General features: G+C 31.2%; 22 protein-coding genes and 1 tRNA gene. 13 read left to right on the forward strand and 10 right to left on the reverse strand.

Annotated elements, in window-relative coordinates; translation table 11 throughout:
- Nucleotides 1–198: 198 nt before the first annotated feature.
- The 7 genes from APS56_RS15775 (at nucleotide 199) to APS56_RS17310 (ending at nucleotide 10653) form a co-directional block, all read left to right on the forward strand.
- Entirely contained in the window at nucleotides 199–3570 is a 3372-nt protein-coding gene (locus APS56_RS15775) for a TonB-dependent receptor (RefSeq protein WP_157757690.1), read from the forward strand.
- 10 nt (nucleotides 3571–3580) lie between these two features.
- Entirely contained in the window at nucleotides 3581–5110 is a 1530-nt protein-coding gene (locus APS56_RS15780; protein WP_054730620.1) for a RagB/SusD family nutrient uptake outer membrane protein, read from the forward strand.
- Between the two features lie 72 nt (nucleotides 5111–5182).
- Nucleotides 5183–6790, forward strand: coding sequence for a calcineurin-like phosphoesterase C-terminal domain-containing protein (locus APS56_RS15785; protein ID WP_054730623.1), 1608 nt, complete (start codon nucleotides 5183–5185; stop codon nucleotides 6788–6790).
- A gap of 377 nt (nucleotides 6791–7167) precedes the next feature.
- On the forward strand, nucleotides 7168–8835 hold the full coding sequence (locus APS56_RS15790; RefSeq protein ID WP_082379384.1) for a tetratricopeptide repeat-containing sensor histidine kinase: 1668 nt from the start codon (nucleotides 7168–7170) through the stop codon (nucleotides 8833–8835).
- 2 nt (nucleotides 8836–8837) lie between these two features.
- Nucleotides 8838–9503 (forward strand): response regulator, encoded by a 666-nt coding sequence (locus APS56_RS15795; protein WP_054730628.1) that lies wholly within the window; start codon nucleotides 8838–8840, stop codon nucleotides 9501–9503.
- Between the two features lie 163 nt (nucleotides 9504–9666).
- On the forward strand, nucleotides 9667–10347 hold the full coding sequence (locus APS56_RS15800) for a hypothetical protein (RefSeq protein WP_054730632.1): 681 nt from the start codon (nucleotides 9667–9669) through the stop codon (nucleotides 10345–10347).
- 195 nt (nucleotides 10348–10542) lie between these two features.
- Nucleotides 10543–10653 carry a T9SS type A sorting domain-containing protein gene (locus APS56_RS17310; protein ID WP_157757699.1) on the forward strand — a complete coding sequence of 37 codons (111 nt, stop codon included), beginning with the start codon at nucleotides 10543–10545 and terminating at the stop codon, nucleotides 10651–10653.
- Nucleotides 10654–10893: 240 nt separating this feature from the next.
- On the opposite strand, the gene APS56_RS15805 is transcribed toward APS56_RS17310, so the two are convergent.
- A tRNA-Met gene (locus APS56_RS15805) sits at nucleotides 10894–10967 on the reverse strand.
- 132 nt (nucleotides 10968–11099) lie between these two features.
- Here APS56_RS15805 and APS56_RS15810 point away from each other — a divergent pair.
- Complete coding sequence (locus tag APS56_RS15810) at nucleotides 11100–11486, forward strand: START-like domain-containing protein (RefSeq protein WP_054730635.1); 387 nt, start codon at nucleotides 11100–11102, stop codon at nucleotides 11484–11486.
- Nucleotides 11487–11553: 67 nt separating this feature from the next.
- Nucleotides 11554–12396 (forward strand): aminotransferase class IV, encoded by an 843-nt coding sequence (locus tag APS56_RS15815; RefSeq protein WP_054731443.1) that lies wholly within the window; start codon nucleotides 11554–11556, stop codon nucleotides 12394–12396.
- Here APS56_RS15815 and APS56_RS15820 read toward each other — a convergent pair.
- The 5 genes from APS56_RS15820 to APS56_RS15840 all read right to left on the reverse strand — a co-directional run bounded on the left by APS56_RS15820 (nucleotide 12393) and on the right by APS56_RS15840 (nucleotide 16972).
- Entirely contained in the window at nucleotides 12393–12956 is a 564-nt protein-coding gene (locus tag APS56_RS15820) for a YqgE/AlgH family protein (RefSeq protein WP_054730638.1), read from the reverse strand. The two genes, APS56_RS15815 and APS56_RS15820, sit on opposite strands and share 4 nt — an antisense overlap.
- Before the next feature lie 124 nt (nucleotides 12957–13080).
- The gene (locus APS56_RS15825) at nucleotides 13081–13353 is read right to left on the reverse strand and encodes an HU family DNA-binding protein (RefSeq protein ID WP_054730641.1); all 273 of its coding nucleotides are present in this window, start codon (nucleotides 13351–13353) and stop codon (nucleotides 13081–13083) included.
- 193 nt (nucleotides 13354–13546) lie between these two features.
- Complete coding sequence (gene fmt, locus APS56_RS15830) at nucleotides 13547–14524, reverse strand: methionyl-tRNA formyltransferase (RefSeq protein ID WP_054730644.1); 978 nt, start codon at nucleotides 14522–14524, stop codon at nucleotides 13547–13549.
- Between the two features lies 1 nt (nucleotide 14525).
- Nucleotides 14526–16430 carry a RecQ family ATP-dependent DNA helicase gene (locus APS56_RS15835; protein ID WP_054730647.1) on the reverse strand — a complete coding sequence of 635 codons (1905 nt, stop codon included), beginning with the start codon at nucleotides 16428–16430 and terminating at the stop codon, nucleotides 14526–14528.
- A 2-nt stretch (nucleotides 16431–16432) separates the two neighbouring features.
- Nucleotides 16433–16972, reverse strand: a complete 540-nt coding sequence (locus APS56_RS15840; protein ID WP_054730650.1) for an AAA family ATPase — start codon at nucleotides 16970–16972, stop codon at nucleotides 16433–16435.
- A 91-nt stretch (nucleotides 16973–17063) separates the two neighbouring features.
- Here APS56_RS15840 and APS56_RS15845 point away from each other — a divergent pair, with 91 nt between their 5' ends.
- The 3 genes from APS56_RS15845 to murA all read left to right on the forward strand — a co-directional run bounded on the left by APS56_RS15845 (nucleotide 17064) and on the right by murA (nucleotide 19398).
- On the forward strand, nucleotides 17064–17357 hold the full coding sequence (locus tag APS56_RS15845) for a DUF493 family protein (RefSeq protein ID WP_054730652.1): 294 nt from the start codon (nucleotides 17064–17066) through the stop codon (nucleotides 17355–17357).
- 70 nt (nucleotides 17358–17427) lie between these two features.
- A complete protein-coding gene (locus APS56_RS15850) occupies nucleotides 17428–18081 on the forward strand; it encodes a DUF4290 domain-containing protein (RefSeq protein WP_054730655.1) in 654 nt (217 codons plus the stop codon).
- Between the two features lie 6 nt (nucleotides 18082–18087).
- Complete coding sequence (murA, locus tag APS56_RS15855; protein ID WP_054730657.1) at nucleotides 18088–19398, forward strand: UDP-N-acetylglucosamine 1-carboxyvinyltransferase; 1311 nt, start codon at nucleotides 18088–18090, stop codon at nucleotides 19396–19398.
- 108 nt (nucleotides 19399–19506) lie between these two features.
- On the opposite strand, the gene APS56_RS15860 is transcribed toward murA, so the two are convergent.
- From APS56_RS15860 to APS56_RS15875, 4 genes are read right to left on the reverse strand one after another with little or no spacing between them, the layout of a single operon-like run.
- Nucleotides 19507–20814, reverse strand: a complete 1308-nt coding sequence (locus tag APS56_RS15860; protein WP_054730662.1) for a cryptochrome/photolyase family protein — start codon at nucleotides 20812–20814, stop codon at nucleotides 19507–19509.
- A gap of 13 nt (nucleotides 20815–20827) precedes the next feature.
- On the reverse strand, nucleotides 20828–21292 hold the full coding sequence (locus APS56_RS15865) for an SRPBCC family protein (protein WP_054730665.1): 465 nt from the start codon (nucleotides 21290–21292) through the stop codon (nucleotides 20828–20830).
- A 51-nt stretch (nucleotides 21293–21343) separates the two neighbouring features.
- Nucleotides 21344–21877 (reverse strand): TspO/MBR family protein, encoded by a 534-nt coding sequence (locus APS56_RS15870; protein WP_349267605.1) that lies wholly within the window; start codon nucleotides 21875–21877, stop codon nucleotides 21344–21346.
- A gap of 21 nt (nucleotides 21878–21898) precedes the next feature.
- A complete protein-coding gene (locus APS56_RS15875) occupies nucleotides 21899–22114 on the reverse strand; it encodes a hypothetical protein (protein WP_054730669.1) in 216 nt (71 codons plus the stop codon).
- A 469-nt stretch (nucleotides 22115–22583) separates the two neighbouring features.
- On the opposite strand from APS56_RS15875, the gene APS56_RS15880 reads away from it, so the two are divergent.
- Nucleotides 22584–23429, forward strand: a complete 846-nt coding sequence (locus APS56_RS15880) for a DUF2911 domain-containing protein (RefSeq protein WP_054730673.1) — start codon at nucleotides 22584–22586, stop codon at nucleotides 23427–23429.
- Nucleotides 23430–23485: the final 56 nt, after the last annotated feature.

The raw sequence follows: 23485 nt of genomic DNA on the forward strand, positions 1-23485 counted from the left end.
AAAATAAAAAAAGCAAAAAGATTACTTAGTACTAATATTAGATATTGGATAAAAAAAAAACGGAAAATGTTCCCGCATTTTCCGTCTATCTAAAGTGATCATCAAAAAATAATAATCACCAATAAACATTACAAAAGTATGAAAAAACTTCTGAAAATATTAAGGAGTAAAAACCAATTGTTGAAATTCGACCTAAAAATGAAGCTAAGTACAATATTTATAATAGCATCATTATTTTCAATGCAAGCAAAGGAAACGTATAGCCAAGCCGAAAAAGTAACTTTTAATTTTGAGAATATATCATTGAATACATTTATTGATGAGATAGAAAACACCACAGATTATCGATTTGTTTTTAAAATAAAAGATGTAGACTTAAACAGATTATTTGATATTAATGTAAAAAACAAACCATTAGATTCTGTTTTAAATAAGGTTTTTAGAGAAACAAAAACAGATTTTAAAATTGTAAAACATAGAGTTTACCTCACTAAATCTTTTGTGAAAAAAGTAAGCCATGAGCCTATAAATCAAAATAATATAATACAAGGTATTGTAATTGATAAAAATAACCAACCCTTATTAGGAGCAAGCATTATTGAAAAAGGAACATTGAATGGAACAACTACCGATTTTGATGGAAAATTTTCAATTAAAGTTTCAGATCAAGATGCTGTATTAGTTGTCTCATACATGGGGTTTACCTCTCAAGAAATTCCTGTAAATGGTCAGTCTGTATTGCAAATTATTTTAAGTGAAGAAGCCTCGAGTTTAGATGAAGTACTTGTGGTAGGGTATGGTATCCAAAAGAAAGCCCATTTAACAGGTTCCGTATCACATGTAAAAGGGGAAACAATAAACAAAAGACCTATTACAAATGCCACTCAAGCCATACAAGGTTTATCTCCAGGTGTTTATGTGAACACTAATGATGGTGAACCTGGTAATGATGATGCTTCTATTATCATACGAGGGATTGGAACCCTTAATGAGGCAGAGCCATTAGTGTTGGTTGATGGAATAGAAGCTCCTTTTGATAATCTTAACCCAAATGATATAGAATCGGTAAATGTATTGAAAGATGCTGCTTCCGCTTCAATTTATGGAACTAGAGCAGCCAATGGGGTTGTTTTAATTACTACTAAAAGAGGAGATTCGGGTAAACAAGTGGTTAATTTTAATAGTTCATATAGTTTTACAAGCCCAACAGTATTGCCAAATTTTGTGTACGATACCAGAACTTATTTAGAAAATTATGTAGAAGCTCGTGAATATACAGGAACTTCAACCCCTTTTACACCAGAATTAATTGATGAGTTAGCGGCTTTGCCAAACACAAATTGGTTAGATGAGTTTGTTCAAACCGGAGTTGTTCAAAACAATGATTTATCTTTTTCAGGTGGGTCAGAAAATGTTAGTTATAGGTTCTCTACCAGATTTATGGATCAAGGTGGGTACTTAAAAGGAGATTGGTACACAAAAAGATTGAACACGCGTTTAAATTTAGATGCTAAACTTAGCGATAAATTTAATTTAGGTGTGTCTATGGCTTTTACGAATACTAAAAATCGTCAGACTCCTAAAAATGATCCAGGTGAAGGCTTGGGGAATGAAGGAACTGTAGATCGCTATGGAGGAAAAGGAAATTTTTTATATCAAATTCTCCTTGTAGCTCCTCCAAATATGTCTGTGTACGATGAATTTGGTAGGTATGGAGGGACAGGAGTAGAGTCTTCTAAATCGCAAAGAGACAATCCACAAGGTCTTATTGACAATCAGTCTATTAGTATTAAAGATAATGAGTTTTTCGGAAATGCATTTATTGAATATGAGCCAATAAAAGATCTAAAGGTTAAATACACAATCGGTGTTAATTCAACACAGGAATCCTGGGAGGAAGTACGCCTCCAATATGAGCAATACGATAGATTTGGAAATCAATCAGCCATTCGTGTACCAGGTAGTTTATTAAGTTCTCGAGAATCTAATATTTATAATTTTACAAATTGGTTACAAGCTTCTTATGCAAAAAAAATTGGGAAACATGATTTTAATGTTATGGTTGGGGTTAATCAAGAAACATCAACGACAAGAAGAATTGCAACTTATGAGCAAGGGTTTGGCTCAACGGCTTTGGTAAAAGTGGGTAATGGAACAGAGTCCGTAGATATTACAAATTATAATGGTGAATGGGTTTTACAGTCCGCATTTAGCCGATTTAATTATAATTATGATAATAAATATTTATTTGAATTAAATATGAGGCGTGATGGATCTTCAAGGTTTGGGGAGAATAACAGATGGGCTACTTTTCCAGGGCTATCCGCTGGATATGTAATTTCAGAAGAAGGGTTTTGGAATAGGAACTTTATTAGTCATTTTAAAGTAAGAGGTTCATGGGGAAAATTAGGGGTGCAAAGTTCTAACCTATATCCGTATGCTTCAGAATTACTTTTAGGAAAAGATTACAATGGAAATTCTGGAGCGGCACTTACCAAGTTAGGGAATCCAAATTTAGAATGGGAAACAACAACAACAACAGATATAGGTTTTGATTTAGGTTTGATGGGACGTAAAATTTATTTGGAAGCAGATTATTTTCATAAAGAGAGTAAAGGCATTTTAACAGATTTGGACAATCCACTTACTACAGGGATTACAGGAGAAATTTCAATAAACTCTGCTCAAATCCAAAATAAAGGATGGGAGTTAAATCTAACAACAAACAATAGTGTAGGCGATTTTAAAATTTCAACAGGATTAAACCTTACTCACGTTAAAAATAAGATTACACAAATAGATCCAACATTAACCAATAATGATGACAAAGTACATGTTTCAAGTGGTGATAATGTTTGGTGGATTAGAGGAGAATCTATTAACAGCATTTATGGTCATGAATTTGGAGGTGTTTTTCAAGTAGAAGAGTTCAATACAGATGGAAGTCTAATAAATGGTATAGATTATTCTTGGATTGGTACCCCACGTGCTGGAGATATAAAATATGTAGATCAAAATGGGGATAATATTATTAACGAAAATGACATGGTTGTTATAGGTAATAGAAATCCAGAATGGATTTATGGTTTAAATATTGACATGAAATATAAAGGTTTTGATTTCAGTTTATTTTTTCAAGGTGTAGGGAAGGTAAACAGCTTTATTAATAGATATACAGGGAATTATGGACACTCAGGCTTGAGAGAGTTTTGGTTAGATAGTTGGACCGAAGAGAATCGTAGTAATACCGTTCCAAGAATATTTGTTGATAGAGATGGCTTTAATGGAGCAAGTATTTCAGGAAATGGCGGACTAGCTCAAAGTTCTTTTTGGGTGACGGATCAAAGATATGTGCGATTAAAAAATATTGTTTTGGGGTATTCTTTGCCTTCTAAAGTCTTAGACCAAATTTCATTTAGCAAAGCTAGAATATATGTTAGTGGGCAAAATTTGTTAACATTTTCGAAGTTAGATGATTTGGACCCAGAAAGAAATGCCTATGCAAATCATCTTGGAGGAACTTTGCCTCAAGCAAAAGCGATAACCTTGGGAGTTAACTTAACTTTTTAAAATTTAAGAAATGAAACCATTTTATATAAAATTTTTATTATTAGTATTTATTATAAATACATCATGCGAAGATTTAGAGTTGCAACCAGAAAACTCTACAACTCCAGAAACTTTTTACACTACTGTAGCTAATTTAGAAGCTGGTCTTTACGGAATATATGACGCTTTGCAACAAAGTGGTATTTGTGAGATTCCTAAATTTGAAGGGATGAGTGATAATTGTATTTCAGAGAGAAATTTTCTTCCTGATATCACCGCATATGCCGCTGGCGAAAAAATTGTAGCTACTGGTACAGTAGAAGATATGTACTTAGATAACTATGTTCTAATACAAAGAGCGAATTTATTGTTAGACAATATCGATGATATATCTGGTATTATAGATTCTGAGAGGGAAGTAATTAGAGCTGAATCAAAAGCACTTCGAGCCTTGTCCTATATGCGATTGGTATATTTGTATGGAGGTGTGCCATTACTTGAAACATTTACAGACAGAAGTGAAACGTTACAAGTAAATAGAGCAGACCGGAGTACCATTATAACTTTTGTGTTGGATGAATTTGAGTCGGCAGCGGCTGTATTAGGGAATTTTCCAGTTGCCGATGGGAGAATGACTAAACAGGCAGTGTTAGGTTTTCGTGCAAAAGTACTTTTATACGAAGCAAGATTAGGGAATATTAGTTGGTTGGAAGCTCTTACAGCTATAAATAGAGCGGTAACAGAAGCGAATAATGGGGGGCATATCTTAGTAGATACAAATAACCCTACAAGTGACTATAAGTCATTATTTATGGAATCAAATGAAGGGAATAAGGAGTATATATTTTCTGTAAGAAATAGCTCGTCAGACCCTGCATTTTCTTATTTGGCAGACTATTCTTGGTCTTCAGGTCATCAAGATATGTACATTCATCAAAACTTAGCAGATGCGTATGGTTATGCAGATGGTTCGGATTACAATCCTGCAGATGATACTTATATTAATAGAGATCCTAGGTTAAGTGCCAATATCATGCATGAAGGACTTGTTTTTAATGGTTTAACCTATGATGGAACGGATAATGGCGGTTTTGTAGGTGGCAACTCTTTAGGAACAGTTACAAACTTATTCTTTCATAAATTTATAACTACAGATTATTCTTCAGATTTTAATGAAGGAGAATTAGATATACCTTTATTACGTTATGCTGATTTATTGTTAATGCAAGCCGAAGCTTTAAATGAAACAGCTGGTGATGGATATACTCCTTTAAACTTAGTAAGAGACCGTGCTGGTTTACCTCCATTATCAGGACTTTCACAAGATGAATTTAGAGATAAAGTTATACTTGAGCGTAGGTTAGAATTAGCACTAGAAGGTCAGCGTTGGTTTGATTTAATTACTTTAGGTATTGCTGATGAGGTTATTAATGGTATTCAGGAAGAAAGTGTTGATATTGTTCGTGCATTTACGCCAGGGCGAAGTGAATTATTTCCCATTCCACAAACCGAGATTAGTTTAAATCCAAATTTAACTCAGAATCCTGGATACATAGATTAAAAAAAATATTAAAAATAACAGAGACTATTTTTTTATAGTCTCTGTTTATCAAAATTCATAAAAGAATATTTAATGGAAAAAATATTATCAGGAATTATAATAATTACTTGTATTTTTAATGCTATTGCATTGGAAACAGTAAAAGGACATGTTTTTATTGATGTAAATAAAAATGGGGTATATGACTTAGATGACACAGGACTCCAAGGGGTGCTTGTTTCTAATGGTGTTGATGTTGTTGAAACTAATGAAAATGGACGGTTTAAATTAAAAAGAGTTGGACATATGCCTGTATTTTTGATAAAACCTTCCGGCTATCAAGTAACTAAAAGTAAAGATGGTCAGCCACTTTTTTATGAAGAAATGACAAGCAAAAATAATGATGAGTTACAATTTGGTTTGTTTAAGAAAGAAGAAGATGATAAATTAAAAATAGCTCTTTTAGGAGATACACAACCACATAATGTTGATGAAGTTTATTATGTATTAAGGAGTGGTATTGATGAGTTAAAGCGTGAAGTATATGATTTTTCAATAACGTTAGGAGATGTTGTTAGTGACAACCCTGTGATTCTACCATTAATCAAACAAGTTATTGCTGCGTCAGGTCGAGCATCTTATTTTACATTTGGAAATCACGATCTCAATTGGGAGAAGTTATATACAGATGGTTTAGAAAATTGGGATAAAGATTGGATTAATGCGGTTGGACCTACTTATTATGCAATGGCTTGGGGGAAAACTAATATATTGAATATTAATAATATTAATGTAAAACTGAAAGCAAATAATGAGTATGGTTATGATTACTATATGAAAAATAATCAAATGTTATTCATTAAAAATTATCTGTCACATTTAGATAAAAATGAGCTTTTAATTATTACTTCACATTGTAAACCTGACCAAATTGTAAATGACCAGGAGTTTTATAATTTATTTAAAGGTTTTTCTAAGGTCCTTTTTACTTTTGGTCACCATCATAGAACAGAAAATTATAAAATTACTAAGGAGCAGGGATGGCCCAATGAAATACCTGCTCATTTTATTTGTGCAGGAGCAATATGTGGGGGACACTGGCGTGGAGAAGAAGATATTTTTGGGATACCTTCAGCCCTTATGACTGATGGATCTCCAAAAGGCTACGTATTTCTTGACATTGCAGAGGGGAGTTATAAATTAACATATAAGGCATCAGGTATGCCAGATGAAAAACAAATGCATATTTATACCCCAGATTATTTATTTTATGATACTAATTTTAAACCTTTAGATCCTACGCCGAACAATAGTTTTTATGTTAATATTTATTTAGGCAGTGAAGAAACAAAAGTTGAATATCGGATAGATGGAGGCAAGTGGTTCCCTATGCAAAAAGTTAATGAACCAGACCCTTATCTAAAGAAAATAATGATGCGACAGAAACTGGGTGTTTACCCTACAGAAGGCAGTAGGAAGCTTAAAAGAGAATATGATAATATGACTAAAAGTAGTCACCTTTGGAAAGTGTCATGTCCTTCAAATTTAACTTATGGTGTCCATGAATTAGAAGTTCGTTTTACTGATGCTTATATTAAGAATTCTAGTGAGAAGCACAGCTTTATTTATATTACACCAGAAATGAAAGAAGTTAATAAAAAAATGAATAGTCATTATAAAAAATGGGTAAGTAATGAATAACATATTGTTTCTTTATTTTAAATACTTGTAGGTATTAATTAAACTTTCATAACAAGTAGCGTCTTTAAAATAGAGACTAACGTTTTTTCTACATTTTCTTTGGATAAATTATGAGACAATTCATAACGTATTTGACACCACAATTGTTTGCTTAGTTAAACAGAGATTTATTAAATGAATATTACAAAAAACTTTATATTTAATAAAAGTGTTATCCAATTGTTTTATTTATTTTTTAAATCTTAAGTTGTCTTTTAAGAACAATAAAATTAGTATGTCTGATACAACAGAAAAACACAGGCCATCAGTGGTCAAGGGCGTAATATTTGCCTAAATAAAATAAGTGTAAATTAAAATATAGTTATTATTTTAGAGGGATGAAATATCTGTTATTATCATCCCTCTTTTTTTGTATAAGCCATTTTAGCCATGGGAAGATTTTATTTAGTCCATACCAAGAACCAGATAGCCTAAATTATTATTCTAATTTGGCTAACTTCCCAGATTCAGACTCAAGCCTAACAAGAGCATATAATTATTTTAATAAAAAACGTTTAGAAAGTATTAACCAAAATGATACAAAGTCCGTAATAGTTTATTTAAGAAAAATAGCTATTATTCAATTTGAATTGGGTGATTATTTTGGTAGCGAAGTTACGGTTGTAGAAGCACTTGAATTGTTAGATAAATTCCAACTATCTAAAGAAAAAATGAGTGATAAAATTGGTCTTTTAAATCAGTTAGGTAGGATATATATGGAGTTGTTAGACTATGATGCAGCGATTAAGTATTATGACGAGGCGCTCAAAATTACAAAGTCTAAAAATCATAGAAATATTATACAAAACAATAAGGCGCTTGTTTATATACAACAACAGAATTACAAATTGGCAGAGAAAGAGTTTTTAGAAGTTTTCAGAAATAGTGATTCATTAGAAAATAAAGAACAAATAGCTAGAGCTCAAAATAATTTGGGTCATGTTCAATCTAAATTAAATAGGTCAGATGCCTTAGCTAATTTAACAGAAGCATTGCGAATTAGAATGTCCATCAAGGATAATGCAGGAATCTACTCAAGCTATCGATATTTATCAGAGTACTATCATGACAGAAACAATGATAGTATTGCAAATGATTATGCCCATAAAGGGTATCATATTGCAAAATTGATTAATAGTCCATCATTTATAAAAGATGCCCTTTCCAATTTAATGAATTTAGGGAACTATAGCAATAAGAATGTATTGGAATATATTAGGGTTTCTGATAGTTTACAAAATGTTAAACAACTTCAAGAAAATAAATATACAAAGATTAAATACGATTATACAGAAAATGAGAAATTAGCAAAAGTAAATGAATTAGAAAAGGAGAAACAACGACGCTTAAAGTTGTTGTATTTGTCAGTAGCAGGCTTCGTTACGTTACTCGCAGTTTTTGTGATTGTTATATTGAAAATAAAATATAAAAGAGATAAATTGAGACAAGTATATATTACTGAAACGCGTATATCTAAAAGGGTACATGATGAAGTTGCTAACGACGTATATCAAGTGATGACTAAATTACAAGGCAATATTATAGATAATAAAGAAGTTTTATTAGACGACTTAGAAGATATTTATAATAGAACGCGCGATATTTCAAGAGATAATAGTACACTTGAAGTCAATGAACATTTTGATATTTTATTAAACGATTTACTTGTTAAGTATAAGAGTACTCAAGTAAATATTGTGACTAGAAATCTGTCAAAAATGGATTGGAATACTGTTGACGCTTTAAAAAAAATTACTATTTACAGGGTAATTCAAGAACTTATGGTAAATATGAAAAAACACAGTAAAGCATCTTTAGTGGGATTAAATTTTAATTATTCAGATAATAAAATTATAGTTTCGTATAGTGATAATGGTGTGGGGTGTAACATAAAAAGTGGTTCTGGGGGCTTGAAAAATGCGGAAAACCGTATAGAATCTATAAATGGAACGATTATTTTTGAATCGGGACTTTATAAAGGGTTCAAGGCAAAAATAACTGTATAACAATGTTTGAAAAAGTTTTAATTGTTGATGATCACGATGTTGTAAATGAAGGAGTAAAAGCTTTGCTTAAAGGTTTAGATATTTTAAACATCCATAAGGCACAATATTGTGATGAGGCCGTTTTAATAATAAAGCGAGCTATTATTGATGAAGCGCCATTTGATTTATTAATAACAGATTTATCTTTTAAAAAAGATTATCACTCTCATAAACTTCATTCAGGTGAAGATTTGATTGCTTCAATTAGACCAGATTTTCCTGCATTGAAAATTATTGTATATTCCATGGAAGACAGACTTCAGAAAGTACGGACTTTAGTTAATACGTTTCAGGTCAATGCCTATGTTTGTAAAGGAAGAAATGGAGCTGCAGAACTTTCTAAAGCCATAGAACAAATAGGTAATCATAAAACGTATCTTTCTCCTCAGATTGAAAATGCACTACATGCTAATAATGATTTAGAAGTAGATGATTATGATATTGAACTTGTAAAATTACTTTCTCTTGGTTTGTCGCAAAATGAAATAAGTAAACAATTTGAGCAAAGACAAATATCACCAAGTAGCCTTAGTTCTGTTGAAAAAAGACTAAATAAACTTAAAGATTTATTTAAGGCTAATAATGCCATTCATTTAGTGTCAATTACTAAAGATTTAGGACTTATTTAAATTTTATTTCCATATTGAGGTTTTCCGTAAAAAAGTTTGTAAGTGGCATTGTATTTTTGAATTGCTACTAATAAATTAGTGAGTAAATTGCAATTAGCACGACTTATTTAAGCGTGCTTTTTGCATTTTACACAAAGGACTAATACGTACCAAATTTTATATGATGAGAAAACTATCCTTTCTACCACTTTTTTGTTTTGCAATTCTTATTTCTTCCTGCGAAAGTGATGCAGAAAGAATGGAACGGATAGCCAAAAAAAAAGTACAAAGCATTGAATTAGAAGAACAACGAAAAGAAGAAGAAGCTGAACGTATATTTCAATTGGAGCAAGAACGAATAGAGCGTATAAAACGTGAAGAAGAAGAACTCATAGCAAAACAAACTCGTTTTGAAAAAGAAAAAAGGGAAAGAGCTATTTATGAAACGTATATTAATAATTCTCTTCATACAGGTGCAACTCCATATGCTCGTTATTTTGGAGGCAATTCGTCTTGTAATGATTATGGCTGTTCACAAATAAAAGTAATAACAAGTAGTTCGGATGTGATTGTAATAATTAAGAAGGATGACAAAGTTGTAAGACATGCCTACATTAATTCAGGAAGAAGTTATACATTTTCATTTCCTAATGGAACTTATCAAACATTTTTTTACTATGGTAAAGGTTGGAATCCTGAAAAGCCAATGAAAGATGGGGAAATGAAAGGCGGATTCATTGAAAATGAAAGTTTTGGTAAAGATAATCCACAATATTTAAGTAATAATATTTTAGAGTATGAATTGATTTTACAACAAAATGGAAATTTTAGTACTCGTCTTAGTAATTCAGAAGAAGCATTGTAAATGTATAAGTATAATCACATATAACCATCAGATCAATCCGTTGTTGAGAAATACAAAGTAACTTTTCTTTTAACATGTGTCCAAACCCTGTGAATTTAATATTCTACTTAACATTGGATAAAGGGTAAAGAGACTATGCTGAAATTAAAGTTTATAATTATGATAGGTTAATCAGTTTTATCAACGAATAAGAAAATAGTAAATGACAAAGTAATATTAGATGTTTCATCTATACCAAGTGGCACCTACTTTTTAAATAAAAAAAATGAAACTCGCATAATATCTAAAAAGTTAGTAATAAATTGATCTCTCATTATTATAAAAACAATTAAAATCATAGCTAATTAATACCTTGAAAAACATAAATATTTATGAGGAAGCTTCTATAAATTGTTGTTTTAGTTATTAATGAGTGAATTTATGTTTTTTTATTTGCTGTAGCTTACCTGTTTTAGAATTTCTAAAGAAATTAAATCTAAAATATTTTCCATAAAAAAACGGTTTAGAGTGAACTAAACCGTTGGTTTTGAGTTAATTTTTATTTTGTAGCGAGAGGGGGGCACGATCCCCCGACCTCCGGGTTATGAATCCGACGCTCTAACCAACTGAGCTACCTCGCCATAATTTGAGGCTGCAAATATAAAAACATTATTCTTGTTAGCAAGCAGAACTTAGAGAAAATATTATTAAAAAATATTGCTATACTTATCAATTAATGTATATATTGAGCAACATAAATTTTAGAGTACCTTATGGAAGAGAAAATTAAGTTCGAAATAGAATTCCCAATTCAAGCATCACCGCAATTGTTATATCAATACATATCAACGCCATCTGGCTTGTCAGAGTGGTTTTCAGATAATGTAAACTCACGTGGTGAATTGTTTACGTTTATTTGGGATGGGAGTGAAGAGCAAGCAAAATTGTTGAGTAAAAAAAGCGAGGAGCGTGTAAAATTCAGATGGATAAATGATGAAGGAACAAATTGTTTTTTTGAAATTCGTATTCAAGTTGATGAAATTACTAAAGACGTATCCCTAATGATTACAGATTTTGCTGAGGAAGATGAGGTGGACGAATCTAAAATGCTTTGGGAAAATCAAATATCAGATTTAAAACAAGTATTAGGGTCTGCTTAATTCTAAATAGTATATTTTAAATTATATTTGTGTCCTGCTTTCAAAAAAAATGTTAGCGGGATTTTTTATGATAAATTTTAATGGAGATATATTAGAAGAAGACAAATTGTTGTCTGTACAAAACAGAGGTTATAATTATGGTGATGCCCTTTTTGAAACTATCAAAGTAAGTTTAGGTAAGGTGTTATTTTGGGAGGATCATTATTTTAGGCTCATGGCTTCTATGCGTATTTTGCGAATGGAAATACCTATGAGTTTTACTATGGAGTTTTTAGAGACACAAATTAAAAACACTTTAGAATCTAATAATTTATTAAATAAATCGGCACGTGTTAAAATAATTATTCATAGAAATGATGGCGGTCTATATTTGCCTGAATCAAACGATGTATCTTTTGTAATAACGGCAAAATATTTAGACAGTGATTTTTACATTTTAGATGAAACGGCATATCAGGTTGACTTATTTAAAGATTTTTATTTGTCTCCGAGTTTATTATCAACTTTAAAAACCAATAATAAAGCGCTAAATGTTGTAGCGAGTATTTATGCTAAAGAAAATAATTTACAGAACTGCTTATTATTAAATACAGAAAAACAAGTAGTTGAAGCCTTAAATGGCAATGTGTTTCTTGTAAAGGGACATGTTATAAAAACAGCGCCACTTACAGATGGTTGTTTAAAAGGTGTCATGAGAAGGCAGCTAATAGATGTTATTAATACGTTGCCAGAATATGAACTAAAAGAAGCTTCAATATCGCCATTTGAATTACAAAAAGCGGATGAATTTTGGGTAACGAATGTTATGGTTGGGATCCAACCAATAACAAGATATAGAAAAAAAGAATTTTCAAATGAAGTAGCTAAAGTAATTTTGAAAAAGCTGAATGTAAAAGCCCGATTAGGTTAATTGTAATTTGGGTTTTCTGGTGCATTGGACCAAATACTATATTCGCCCCCAAATTCTAACATTTTTTCTTTCCAAAACGACTCGTAACTTTTTTCAATAATATCTTTTTCATAAATATTATCAGTAACAACCCAAGAATTGGATTTCAGTTCTGTTTCTAATTGGTTGTTGCCCCAACCAGAATACCCTAAGAAAAAACGAATATCAGTTTCTTTAATTTCTTCTTTAGCGATAAGTTCAGCAACCTTGCCAAAGTCTCCCCCCCAGTATATACCTAAGGAGATTTCGATGCTGTCGGGAATTAATTGTGGCACTTTATGAATAAAATAAAGGTTATCTTGTTCTACAGGTCCGCCATTATAGACTCTGAAGGTAGAGGATTCAATTTCAGGAACAAGGTCATTTATATTGTAATTTAACGGCTTGTTTAGAATAAAACCTATGGAGCCTTCTTTAGTATGATCAGCCAACAATACTATAGAACGATTGAAAGACATATCGCCTATTATTGCAGGTTCAGCGATTAACAAATCACCTTTTTTTGGTTTAATTGTAATCATGCAAATAGTTATTAGTAACTAAATCTAATATTTATTTATTAAAAAAGCAATAGTTAGGACAATATTGTATAAAAAAAAGCCTTTTAGTTCTTACTAAAAGGCTTTTATATAATAAGGTGTAAATTTAGTTTACTGCACTTGATAAATCTGCTCCAGCTTTAAACTTAACAACGTTTTTAGCTTTTATTTTGATTGTAGCACCAGTTTGTGGGTTTCTACCTTCTCTTGCTGCTCTTTTAGATACTGACCAAGAACCAAATCCTACTAAAGAAACTCTGTTGCCTTTTTGTAAAGCTCCTTCAATTTCAATTAGTGCGCATTCTAAAGCTTTTTTAGCAGCAGCTTTTGTAATTCCTGCGTGTTCTGCCATTGCGTCGATTAAATCTGTTTTGTTCATAATATTAAATTTTAATTATTAATAAATAAGGTTAAACGTTTTTTTTGTTAAATCCTTTACAAATTTATACGGATTATACAATCACGCAAGTAATAGCAAGGCAAATACCTGCTAATGTTGATAACTTAATCTATTTGTTAATAAAGGCAGTGTATTTTGTCGATGTTTTTATGATATCAGCAATAATAAGGCTTCAGAGCATTTTGGCGTCTTCTGAAATTTGATACCCATTTAAAAGTGATTTTATATCCATAGAACGTTTTCCGGGAAGCTTCATTTCTTTAATCAGAATGTATCCATTTGATACTGCTACTTTTAACTCTTTTTTGCTTGAAACAATTGTTCCAATATTTAAAGAATGATGATTTGTTTCTTTTTCAGCTTTATAAATTTTTATATCTAAGGTATCAGAGCCATTTATTAAAGTACACCAAGCTGCAGGGTACGGGCTTAATCCACGTATTTTATTATATATACGATCTATGTTTTGATTCCAATCAATTTTACAATTATCTTTATGTAGTTTATAAGCTGTTTTTATATTTTCGGGCTCTTTCTGTGGAATAGTAGTAACATGGTCAGTTTCAATTAATTTTACCGTTTTTAAAACCAATTGACTCCCTGTATTCATTAGTTTGTCATGCAGGCTTCCTGCATTTTCATCTGGTTCAATAGCTATGGTTTGCTGAAGGATCATATCACCCGTATCAATTTCTTCATCTATAAAAAATGTAGATACGCCCGTTTTTGTTTCGCCATTTATAATAGCCCAATTAATAGGGGCTGCGCCACGATAATTAGGTAATAAAGAGGCATGTAAATTAAATGTACCCAATTGGGGCATCTGCCAAACGGCCTTTGGAAGCATTCTAAAAGCCACAACTATTTGGAGATTGGCTTTTAAATCCTTGAGTTCATTTAAAAAATCTGGATGCTTTAAATTGGTAGGTTGTAAGATATTTAAACCAACAGATTTTGCATAGTGTTTTACAGCACTTTCATTAAGTTGTCTGCCTCTACCTGCAGGTTTGTCGGGAGCCGTAATAACACCTACAATATTGTAATGATTGTTAATCAAAGTTTTTAATGTGGCCACAGCAAAATCGGGTGTGCCCATAAATATAATTTTTAAGTCTTTGTTTTTTGATGGTATTTCCTTTTTATTTGTCATTTTATAAATGATATAGTTTGTAGGTATTGGTTTTTGTAATAGCAATAATATTATGTTCCAACATTAATTGCAATACATTTTGAATCTCTTTTTCAGTACAGTTCAATTTTTCGATAAGTATTCTAGATGATAAATCGCCATGCTCCAGCAATTCTATCACTTGTTTTTTTAGCACTATTGGGTTTAGCGGCGGCTTGGTTTTGTTGGATTGTATACAAACGGAACAAATGCCACACGGTTTTATGTCGGTTTCTCCAAAATAAGTAAGAAGTTGCATGCTTTTACAAACCGAATCATTTTCAACATAATTAAGTATTGATTTAACTTGGTTTTGTTTTAGCTTATTTTGCTTTTCAATAATAGAAGCAATTCTATTAATTGTTTTATCGTCTTCTCGTGGTTGTAAAAATGTAATTTGTGCATCGGTATTGACTAATTTTAATGATATAATGTTGTCGGCTTCTAATTTTTTTAAAGCATTCATTAAAACAACATCGTTTACAGAGGCTTTTTCGGCAATATTAGTAGTGTTTATTTTAGTTTCATGTTCAAACACACCACCATACATTCTTAAAATAGATTTAACTATAATATTTAAATCTTTATGTGTTTCTAAATAACTAAAAAGAGCGGCGTTGCTAATTATTATTTGGAGAGTGGCTTTATTATTAAATTGTTTTGATAGGCTAATAATACTATTTCTGTCCAATAACTGTAAAGCGTTATAGCACATAATACTATTAAAGCTATAGGTTTTACAAAAAGTGTTAAAGTTGAAATCTTGAGTGAAATATTCACCTTCACCATAAGATATTTGAAAATAGTTGCACAATTTTCGGTACACTTGTTTTATAAAATTAACGTCAGGCAGAACGTTCAAAAATTGATTCTTTACTTTGCTTTCATCACTTGTGTTTTTCAAGATAACAGCAAAAGCTTTTTCTCCATTGCGCCCAACTCGTCCTGCTTCTTGAAAATAACTTTCCATACTTTCAGGGAGGTCTAAGTGAATTACGGTTTTAACGTCTGGTTTATCAATACCCATTCCAAAAGCGTTGGTGGCTACCATAACTTGTTTTTGATTACTAAGCCACTGCTGCATGTGAGTCTCTTTTTCGGTATTGGTAATTCCTCCGTGAAAATATGTGGAACGGATACCTTTGTTTTCTAAAAACTGGCTTAATTCTAAAGTTAATTTTCTATTTCTAACATAAATAATTGATGAGGCTGTGTATTTCTTTAAAATAGTTTCAATACGATAGTATTTGTCATTTTCAGTGAATACCATATAAGCCAAATTAGGTCTGAAAAAGGATTGTTTGAAAATTTTTGGATTTATAAAATCAAGTTCTTTTATTATATCTTCAACTACTTCGGGTCGGGCAGAAGCAGTTAAGGCAATTACATTAACACTGGGTTGCAATTGTCTTAGTAATGTAATGTTTTTATAAGCAGGTCTAAAATCATTTCCCCATTGTGAAATGCAATGTGCCTCATCAACAGCAATAAGGTTAACAGGCATTTGCTTGATGCGCTCTTGAACCAATTCTTGTTGCAAGCGTTCGGGAGACAGATATAAAAATTTATAGTTGCCATAAACACAATTATCCAAAAGCGTGTCTAATTCTTGATAAGAAATGCCACTGGTAAGTGCCATGGCTTTAATGCCCTTGTTATTTAAGGCTTTAACTTGATCTTTCATTAAAGCTACTAAAGGCGAAATAACAATACAAATGCCCGGTTTGGCTAAGGCTGGAATTTGAAAGCACAACGATTTGCCCCCACCGGTAGGTAAGAGGGCAAAAGTATCCTCGCCAGAAATTACAGCGTTAATGATAGTCTCTTGGTTAGGCCGAAAACTTGTAAAGTTCCAATAACGTTCTAAAATTTTTATGGGATGTTCCAAAATTATGTTTTTAGAATGTTTAGAATGTAATCCGCTCTATTTTCAACAGTGTCAAAGGGTACATCTATTAATTGGTAATTATATGTTTGATAAGTGTTAACTAAACAATCATGTATTTTTTTAGCTTGTTCAAAGCTTTCATAGCGTTCGTTGTCAATTGTATAAATGGATTTCCATGGTTTTAGTACAAAAACGACATCGTATAAATTAGTTTTACAAGCTTCAATAAATTGCTGTGGATAGCTATCACCAATATAGTCCATATAAGCTAAAATATCAGGAATGCCTCTGTCAAGAAAAACAGTTTGTTTGGTAAATAAGTTGGCTTCAATAAACTGTTTTTTTCGCCCTTTTAAAAGTAATTCACTGAATAACATGGGGTTTTTTAAAAATAATTGGTCAATACCATTTTTTTGAGCATCTAAAATTACTTGTCTGGAAATTTCTTCAAGACAAGTATGGCCTCTTTTAATCAATTCATTTATTAAAGTTGATTTTCCAGTTCCTGGCCCTCCAGTAATTACAATCTTTTTATTACTCAATATAATTCTAATTTAGCTGTAAAAATCGGAATTTAAAGGCTATAAAAAAAATAGAAACGAATCTGTATATTTGTAGCATATAAAAAACACTATGAGCACACCTGCAAATTCAGATGAATTTTACAAAAAATTAAAAGCCCAATTGCACGATACAACTAATTGGCCAGCAGAATATTTATATAAGTTTATTGTTGTGACAGACAATAAAAAGATTGCAAAAATGGAAGCTATATTTGATAATATGGGTGCAATTATACAAACAACAGAATCAAAAAATGGTAAATATACAAGTGTTTCAATAAATCTTTTGATGCGAAACCCTGATGCTGTTATAGAAAAATATAAAGAAGTAGCAGAAAAAATTGAAGGCGTGATAAGTCTTTAATTTTTTTTCGTATTTTGCACACGCATAACAAACTACATATGCACAAAATTTAAAACTCCACACAATTATTTTGATAGACGATTTAGAATACAATACAGAGCGTGAACATTTAATTATACCTGAATATGGACGTCATATGCAGAAAATGATTAATCATGCAAAAACCCGTGAAACCAAAGAAGAACGCGAAAAACTTGCCAAGTCAATTATTGCAGTAATGGGTAATTTACAACCACATTTACGAGATGTTCCAGATTTTCAGCATAAGCTTTGGGATCAACTTTTTATTATGGCTAATTTTGAATTAGATGTAGATTCTCCATATCCAAAACCATCAAAAGATGAATTAGAAGAACGTCCAGAACCTCTTAATTATCCGCAAAATTTCCCAAAATATCGTTTTTATGGCAACAATATAAAAACAATGATTGATGTAGCTAATACTTGGGAAGAAGGTGATCTTAAAGAAGCGCTTATATATACCATTGCAAATCACATGAAAAAGTGTTTTTTGAATTGGAATAAAGATACGGTGGAAGATGCTGTTATTTATAACCATTTATATGAGCTCTCTGGAGGCAAAATAAATTTAAAAAATTCAGAAGAAGATTTATCAGACGCAACGAGTTTGATGCGTTCTAAGAATAAATTTTCTAATAATAACAATACTAAGAAAGGGCATCATAAAAAGAATACGAATAACAGACAAAGAAAGCGCTATTAGTACAGTATGGGAACATTCAAAATTGAAGGTGGTCACCGACTAAAAGGAAAGATACAACCTCAAGGAGCCAAAAATGAAGCATTACAAATTTTGTGTGCTGTTTTATTAACTCCAGAACTTATTACAATTAATAACATTCCTGATATTGTAGATGTTAATAAGCTTATAAGTCTATTAATAAAGTTAGGTGTTAAGGTTGAAAAATTAGCTAAAGGAAGTTATACGTTTCAGGCTGATGATGTTAATTTAAAATATTTAGAGTCCGATGAGTTTAAAGTAGATGGGCGTGGATTACGAGGTTCTATAATGATTGTAGGCCCTTTATTGGCACGTTTTGGTAAAGGTTATATTCCTAAGCCTGGAGGCGATAAAATTGGACGTCGTCGTTTAGATACACATTTTGAAGGCTTAATAAAATTAGGGGCTAAATTTAGATACAGCAGGGAAGATCAATTTTATGGCGTTGAAGCTGAAAAACTAAAAGGCACTTATATGCTTTTAGAGGAAGCATCAGTTACTGGTACAGCTAATATTGTTATGGCAGCTGTTTTAGCAGAAGGACAAACCACTATTTACAATGCGGCTTGCGAACCTTATTTGCAGCAATTGTGTAAAATGCTGAACAGAATGGGAGCTAAAATTAGTGGTGTAGGTTCTAATATGTTGATTATAGATGGTGTTGAAAAATTAGGAGGAACAGAGCACACGATGTTGCCAGATATGATTGAAATTGGAAGTTGGATTGGTTTGGCAGCGATGACTAAAAGTGAGTTAACCATAACCAATGTTTCATGGAACGATTTAGGCTTGATTCCTGAAACTTTTAGGAAGTTGGGCATAACTGTTGAAAAGCAAGGTGATGATATTCATATACCAGCGCATACTGATGGTTATGAAATACAAAGTTTTATTGATGGATCTATTTTAACGATATCTGACGCTCCATGGCCAGGATTTACTCCAGATTTATTGAGTATAATTTTGGTAGTAGCCACACAAGCTAGAGGCAGTGTTTTGATACATCAAAAAATGTTTGAAAGTAGGTTGTTTTTTGTTGATAAATTGATTGATATGGGAGCAAAAATTATTTTGTGTGATCCGCATCGTGCAACGGTAATTGGTCATGATTTTAAATCAACTTTAAAAGCAACCACTATGACCTCACCAGATATTCGTGCTGGGGTTTCATTATTAATTGCAGCATTATCGGCAAAAGGAACATCAACCATTCAGAATATTGAACAAATTGATCGTGGTTACGAAAATATAGATGAGCGTTTACGTGCTATTGGATCGCATATAGAGCGAGTAGAATAGCTTTTTGTTTTTATATGAGCATTCTAATTTTTGAATTTAAAATAAAAAAAATCCTGCTTTATGCAGGATTTTTTTAGTATGCATCTCTAAGTCTTAAGTTTTGTTGAGTTAGGAATTCAGAGCAGCTTTATAAGTCTGTAAACAGCGTTCGCGAGCAAATTTATGTTCCACAATAGGTGGAGGATAAGTGAGTTCTTGAAAATCTGGCACCCATTTTTTTATATATTCTAAATTTTTATCAAATTTTTCAATTTGTGTTGTAGGGTTAAAAATTCTAAAATAAGGAGCAGCATCAACACCGCAGCCAGCTACCCATTGCCAATTTCCTATATTATTGGCCATATCATAATCATGTAGTTTTTCAGCAAAATAAGCTTCGCCCCAACGCCAATCAATAAGCAGGTGTTTGCAAAGAAAACTACCAACTAACATACGCACACGGTTGTGCATGAATCCTGTTTGATTTAGTTGTCGCATCCCAGCATCTACCATTGGATATCCAGTTTTGCCTTCACACCAAGCTTTGAATTCAGTATGATTATTTCTCCAAACAATTTGGTCATACTTGGGTTTAAAACTTTTTGTTTGGGTTTGTGGAAAATGCCAAAGAATTTGCATGAAAAATTCTCGCCAAATTAATTCTTTCCAAAAAGTTTCATCGGTTTCTGTAATGGCCTTTTTAATCATTTTACGGTTGCTAACAGTTCCAAAACGCAAATGAGGTCCTAATTTTGATGTGTTATCTTTTGCTGGGAAATTTCGTGTAGCTTCATAGTTTTGAATTAATGTAGGTGTTACAAGATAAGGAGCTATGTGTTGTTCTGATTTTATAAAACCGATATCTGATAAACTTAAATTAGGGAATGAAATATTTGAAATTAAATTATTTAATATGTCTTCTGAGGGAAATAATTTGAAATCTAATTTTTTAAAAGTTTCTTTCCATCGTTTCATATAAGGTGTGTAGACTAAATATGGCTTTCCGTCACTTTTTATTATATCATTTTTTTCAAAAACAACTTGATCTTTGTAAGTTTTAAAATCGATGTTTTTTTTGTTTAATAAGGTTTTTATTTCTTGGTCGCGCCTTATAGCATAGGGTTCATAATCATGATTGCTAAAAACTGTTTTGATATTATAACGGTTTAGTAGTTCCTTATATATTTCAATAGGTTTTCCATAAAACATGGCAATACCACTACTAAATTCAGCATGTAATTTTTTGTTTATATTTTGAAGTGTTGTATGAATAAAAGCAACCCGTGCATCATTTTTATGTAAACTTTCTAAAATTTCTGAATCAAAAATAAAAATAGGAAGCACTTTGTCTTTTTCTTTTAAGGCTTCATATAATGCACGATTATCATCCAATCTTAAATCGCGTCGATACCAGAAAATAGTTATGGGTTGTTTCATTTAAGACATTTTTTTAATGATACACCCCAAAAAGTTCTATTAATTTTTTTTCTCTATAATTAAAAATTTCTTCTAATTTTGGTTTTACTAATGTAGGATGGGCTAATTGCCCAAGTAAGCCAAATGGTAATTTGTAATCAATAATGTCTTCCATTTCTATTCCGCCTTCAATATCTTTAATAAAATGCTTATGATGCCATAAGGCATAAGGTCCAAAACGCTGTTCATCAACAAAATAATGTTTGTTAACAACATGCGTTATTTCGGTTACCCATTTTGTTTTTAGTCCTAAAATAGGTGTTACCATGTATTGAATAATCTGACCTGCATACATAGGCTTTTCTGTTCCTGAAAGTATATGAAACCCCATATAGTCTGGTGTAATAGTTTTAAGGTTGTTAGGGTTTGATAAAAAATTCCATGCCACATTTAATGTAATAGGTAATTTTTGTTTTTTATGCAGCCTGTATATTTTCATTGTTTTTGGTTTCTAATTTCAAATACTAAGTATAGAGTAGAGCTGTTTTCTTTAATTATATAAAACAATATAGGCATTTAGCGAAGTTGCAATGTATAACCAAAAGAAGTAGGGAAGAATTAAAATACTTTTAATTTTTAGTTCATTTGTAAATGAAAATAAAAAGAAGGCTACAATAAATGTAAGTATTAAAATAACAGTAAGCCCTAAGCCTATATAATGCTGATTGAAAAATAAATAATTCCAAATAACATTAAGGATAAGTTGTATGATAAATAATGTTATAACCTTGGAGTTGGGTAAGGCTTTATATAAATATGCCATGTACACAGAAAAGCAAATCATTACGGTTGTCCAGGCAACACCAAATACCCAGCCAGATGGCGTCCAAGGGGCTTTATTGAGTTTGTTGTACCAATCAGATTGTGGGCCGTTGCCCATAAGCCAACTACCAACAGCTAAAGCTCCAAAATTAATAACCAAAAAAACGATTATGTATTTGTAGAGTTTCATTGTGCCATTTAAAAAAGATTGTCCGTAATCACTTATTTTATTTATGTTGGATAAGTTTTGATTTGCTTCCAATAGTGATTGTTTATTAAATTATTAAGGCCTTCCTTTTAAACGCTTTTCAATTTTTTGTTTAACAGCAGTAAGTCGCTTCATTAATTCCATGATTTCAGGATCTTTATCTTTTTTATATATATCGTTTAAACTCAAAATAAGATCTTTAACTTCTCTTGAAGCTTCAATGCGTTCGCTAGTAGTTTTAAAAGTTTGTTTACGTTCAGCAAATTCTTCTGCTTGTTCAATTATCTTCATGTTTCTATCTTTGTTCTAAATATTTAGTTTTTTTGGATAAAATTCTGATTTACCCACAATTTTCCAATATACTAAAATCTGTTAAACAACCATTTTATTTTATCAAATATTAAGTAAAATTTAGTATTTTAGAATTAGAAAAATTAATGAAATTTTAATTAAGTTCAAAATATATTTAATAGTTTCTAATTAATTGTTACATATTCTATAATCTGAAGTAAATTTAATGGTATGTAATATTTAATATTAGTTAACTGTTAGTTCGTTTCTTTTACCTATGACTATGTCGTAGATGATTTTCACTTCTCATCATAAATTACTACTAAAGTTTTAGTGTTGTTTCTTTGATGTTAAATTGTTAATGCGCAAGACTGTGTAATAATATATTTAAGGTTTTGTTAACAATAATAGAGTTTGTTATATTTAATTTTACCTGATTTTTAATTTAAAACTAATAATATTCAAAAAGATGAAAAAGATTTTATTTATGGCTATGGTTTTTACATTTTCATTAAATGTAACAGCTCAAGTTACTACTCCTCAACCAAGTCCATTTGGTAAATTAGAACAAAAAGTAGGGCTTACTGATGTTAGTATTGAGTATTCAAGACCAAGTATGCGGGGGCGTACAATTTTTGGAGATTTAGTTTCTTATGGAAAATTATGGCGTACAGGGGCTAATAAAAATACGATAATCACTTTTAGTGATGACGTTGTTATTGAAGGGCATACATTAAAAGCAGGTGCATATTCAATTTTTACTACGCCTAATGAAACTTCATGGGATGTTGTTTTTTATACAGACATAGAAAACTGGGGGACACCACAAAAATGGGATAATTCCAAAGTAGCTGTAAAAACGACTGTAAAATCATATCCTATTCCTTTTGATGTAGAAACTCTTACTATGGATGTTAATAGTATAAGTAATAATGGTGCCAAACTTGAAATTTTTTGGGAGAAAACATATGTGGCTATTCCTTTTGAGGTACCAACAGATAAAATTGTATCAAAGTCCATTGAAAAGGCAATGAAAGGAACGTCAGCAGAAGATTATTATGCAGCAGCGGTTTACTATTTAGAAGAAGGAAAAGACATAAAGAAAGCACAAGAATGGATGGAAAAAGCGATGTCTATGATTGAAAATCCAGCCTTTTATCAATTAAGAAAATTAGCATTGATATATGCAGAAGCAGGTAATAAAAAAGCGGCCATTGAAGCAGCTAAAAAATCTTTAGAAGGTTCTGAAAAAGTAGGAAATGCAGATTATATAAAAATGAACAAAGCCTCTTTAAAAGAATGGGGAGCTTTGTAATTTAAGTTTTAATTAAAACTTATTTTCTTGAAAATAAAAACGCAACTGAACGCAAC

Source organism: Pseudalgibacter alginicilyticus (assembly GCF_001310225.1).
GTDB classification, from domain to species: Bacteria; Bacteroidota; Bacteroidia; order Flavobacteriales; family Flavobacteriaceae; genus Pseudalgibacter; species Pseudalgibacter alginicilyticus.

Coding starts and splice junctions, on each gene's coding strand:
- APS56_RS15815 (WP_054731443.1), top strand. CDS start 11,554: ATGATAAATTTTAATGGAGATATATTAGAAGAAGACAAATTGTTGTCT.
- APS56_RS15810 (WP_054730635.1), top strand. CDS start 11,100: ATGGAAGAGAAAATTAAGTTCGAAATAGAATTCCCAATTCAAGCATCA.
- APS56_RS15820 (WP_054730638.1), bottom strand. CDS start 12,956: ATGATTACAATTAAACCAAAAAAAGGTGATTTGTTAATCGCTGAACCT.
- APS56_RS15880 (WP_054730673.1), top strand. CDS start 22,584: ATGAAAAAGATTTTATTTATGGCTATGGTTTTTACATTTTCATTAAAT.
- APS56_RS15860 (WP_054730662.1), bottom strand. CDS start 20,814: ATGAAACAACCCATAACTATTTTCTGGTATCGACGCGATTTAAGATTG.
- APS56_RS15775 (WP_157757690.1), top strand. CDS start 199: ATGAAGCTAAGTACAATATTTATAATAGCATCATTATTTTCAATGCAA.
- APS56_RS15865 (WP_054730665.1), bottom strand. CDS start 21,292: ATGAAAATATACAGGCTGCATAAAAAACAAAAATTACCTATTACATTA.
- APS56_RS15785 (WP_054730623.1), top strand. CDS start 5,183: ATGGAAAAAATATTATCAGGAATTATAATAATTACTTGTATTTTTAAT.
- APS56_RS15845 (WP_054730652.1), top strand. CDS start 17,064: ATGAGCACACCTGCAAATTCAGATGAATTTTACAAAAAATTAAAAGCC.
- APS56_RS15800 (WP_054730632.1), top strand. CDS start 9,667: ATGAGAAAACTATCCTTTCTACCACTTTTTTGTTTTGCAATTCTTATT.
- APS56_RS15825 (WP_054730641.1), bottom strand. CDS start 13,353: ATGAACAAAACAGATTTAATCGACGCAATGGCAGAACACGCAGGAATT.
- APS56_RS15795 (WP_054730628.1), top strand. CDS start 8,838: ATGTTTGAAAAAGTTTTAATTGTTGATGATCACGATGTTGTAAATGAA.
- murA (WP_054730657.1), top strand. CDS start 18,088: ATGGGAACATTCAAAATTGAAGGTGGTCACCGACTAAAAGGAAAGATA.
- APS56_RS15780 (WP_054730620.1), top strand. CDS start 3,581: ATGAAACCATTTTATATAAAATTTTTATTATTAGTATTTATTATAAAT.
- APS56_RS15875 (WP_054730669.1), bottom strand. CDS start 22,114: ATGAAGATAATTGAACAAGCAGAAGAATTTGCTGAACGTAAACAAACT.
- fmt (WP_054730644.1), bottom strand. CDS start 14,524: ATGACAAATAAAAAGGAAATACCATCAAAAAACAAAGACTTAAAAATT.
- APS56_RS15790 (WP_082379384.1), top strand. CDS start 7,168: ATGAAATATCTGTTATTATCATCCCTCTTTTTTTGTATAAGCCATTTT.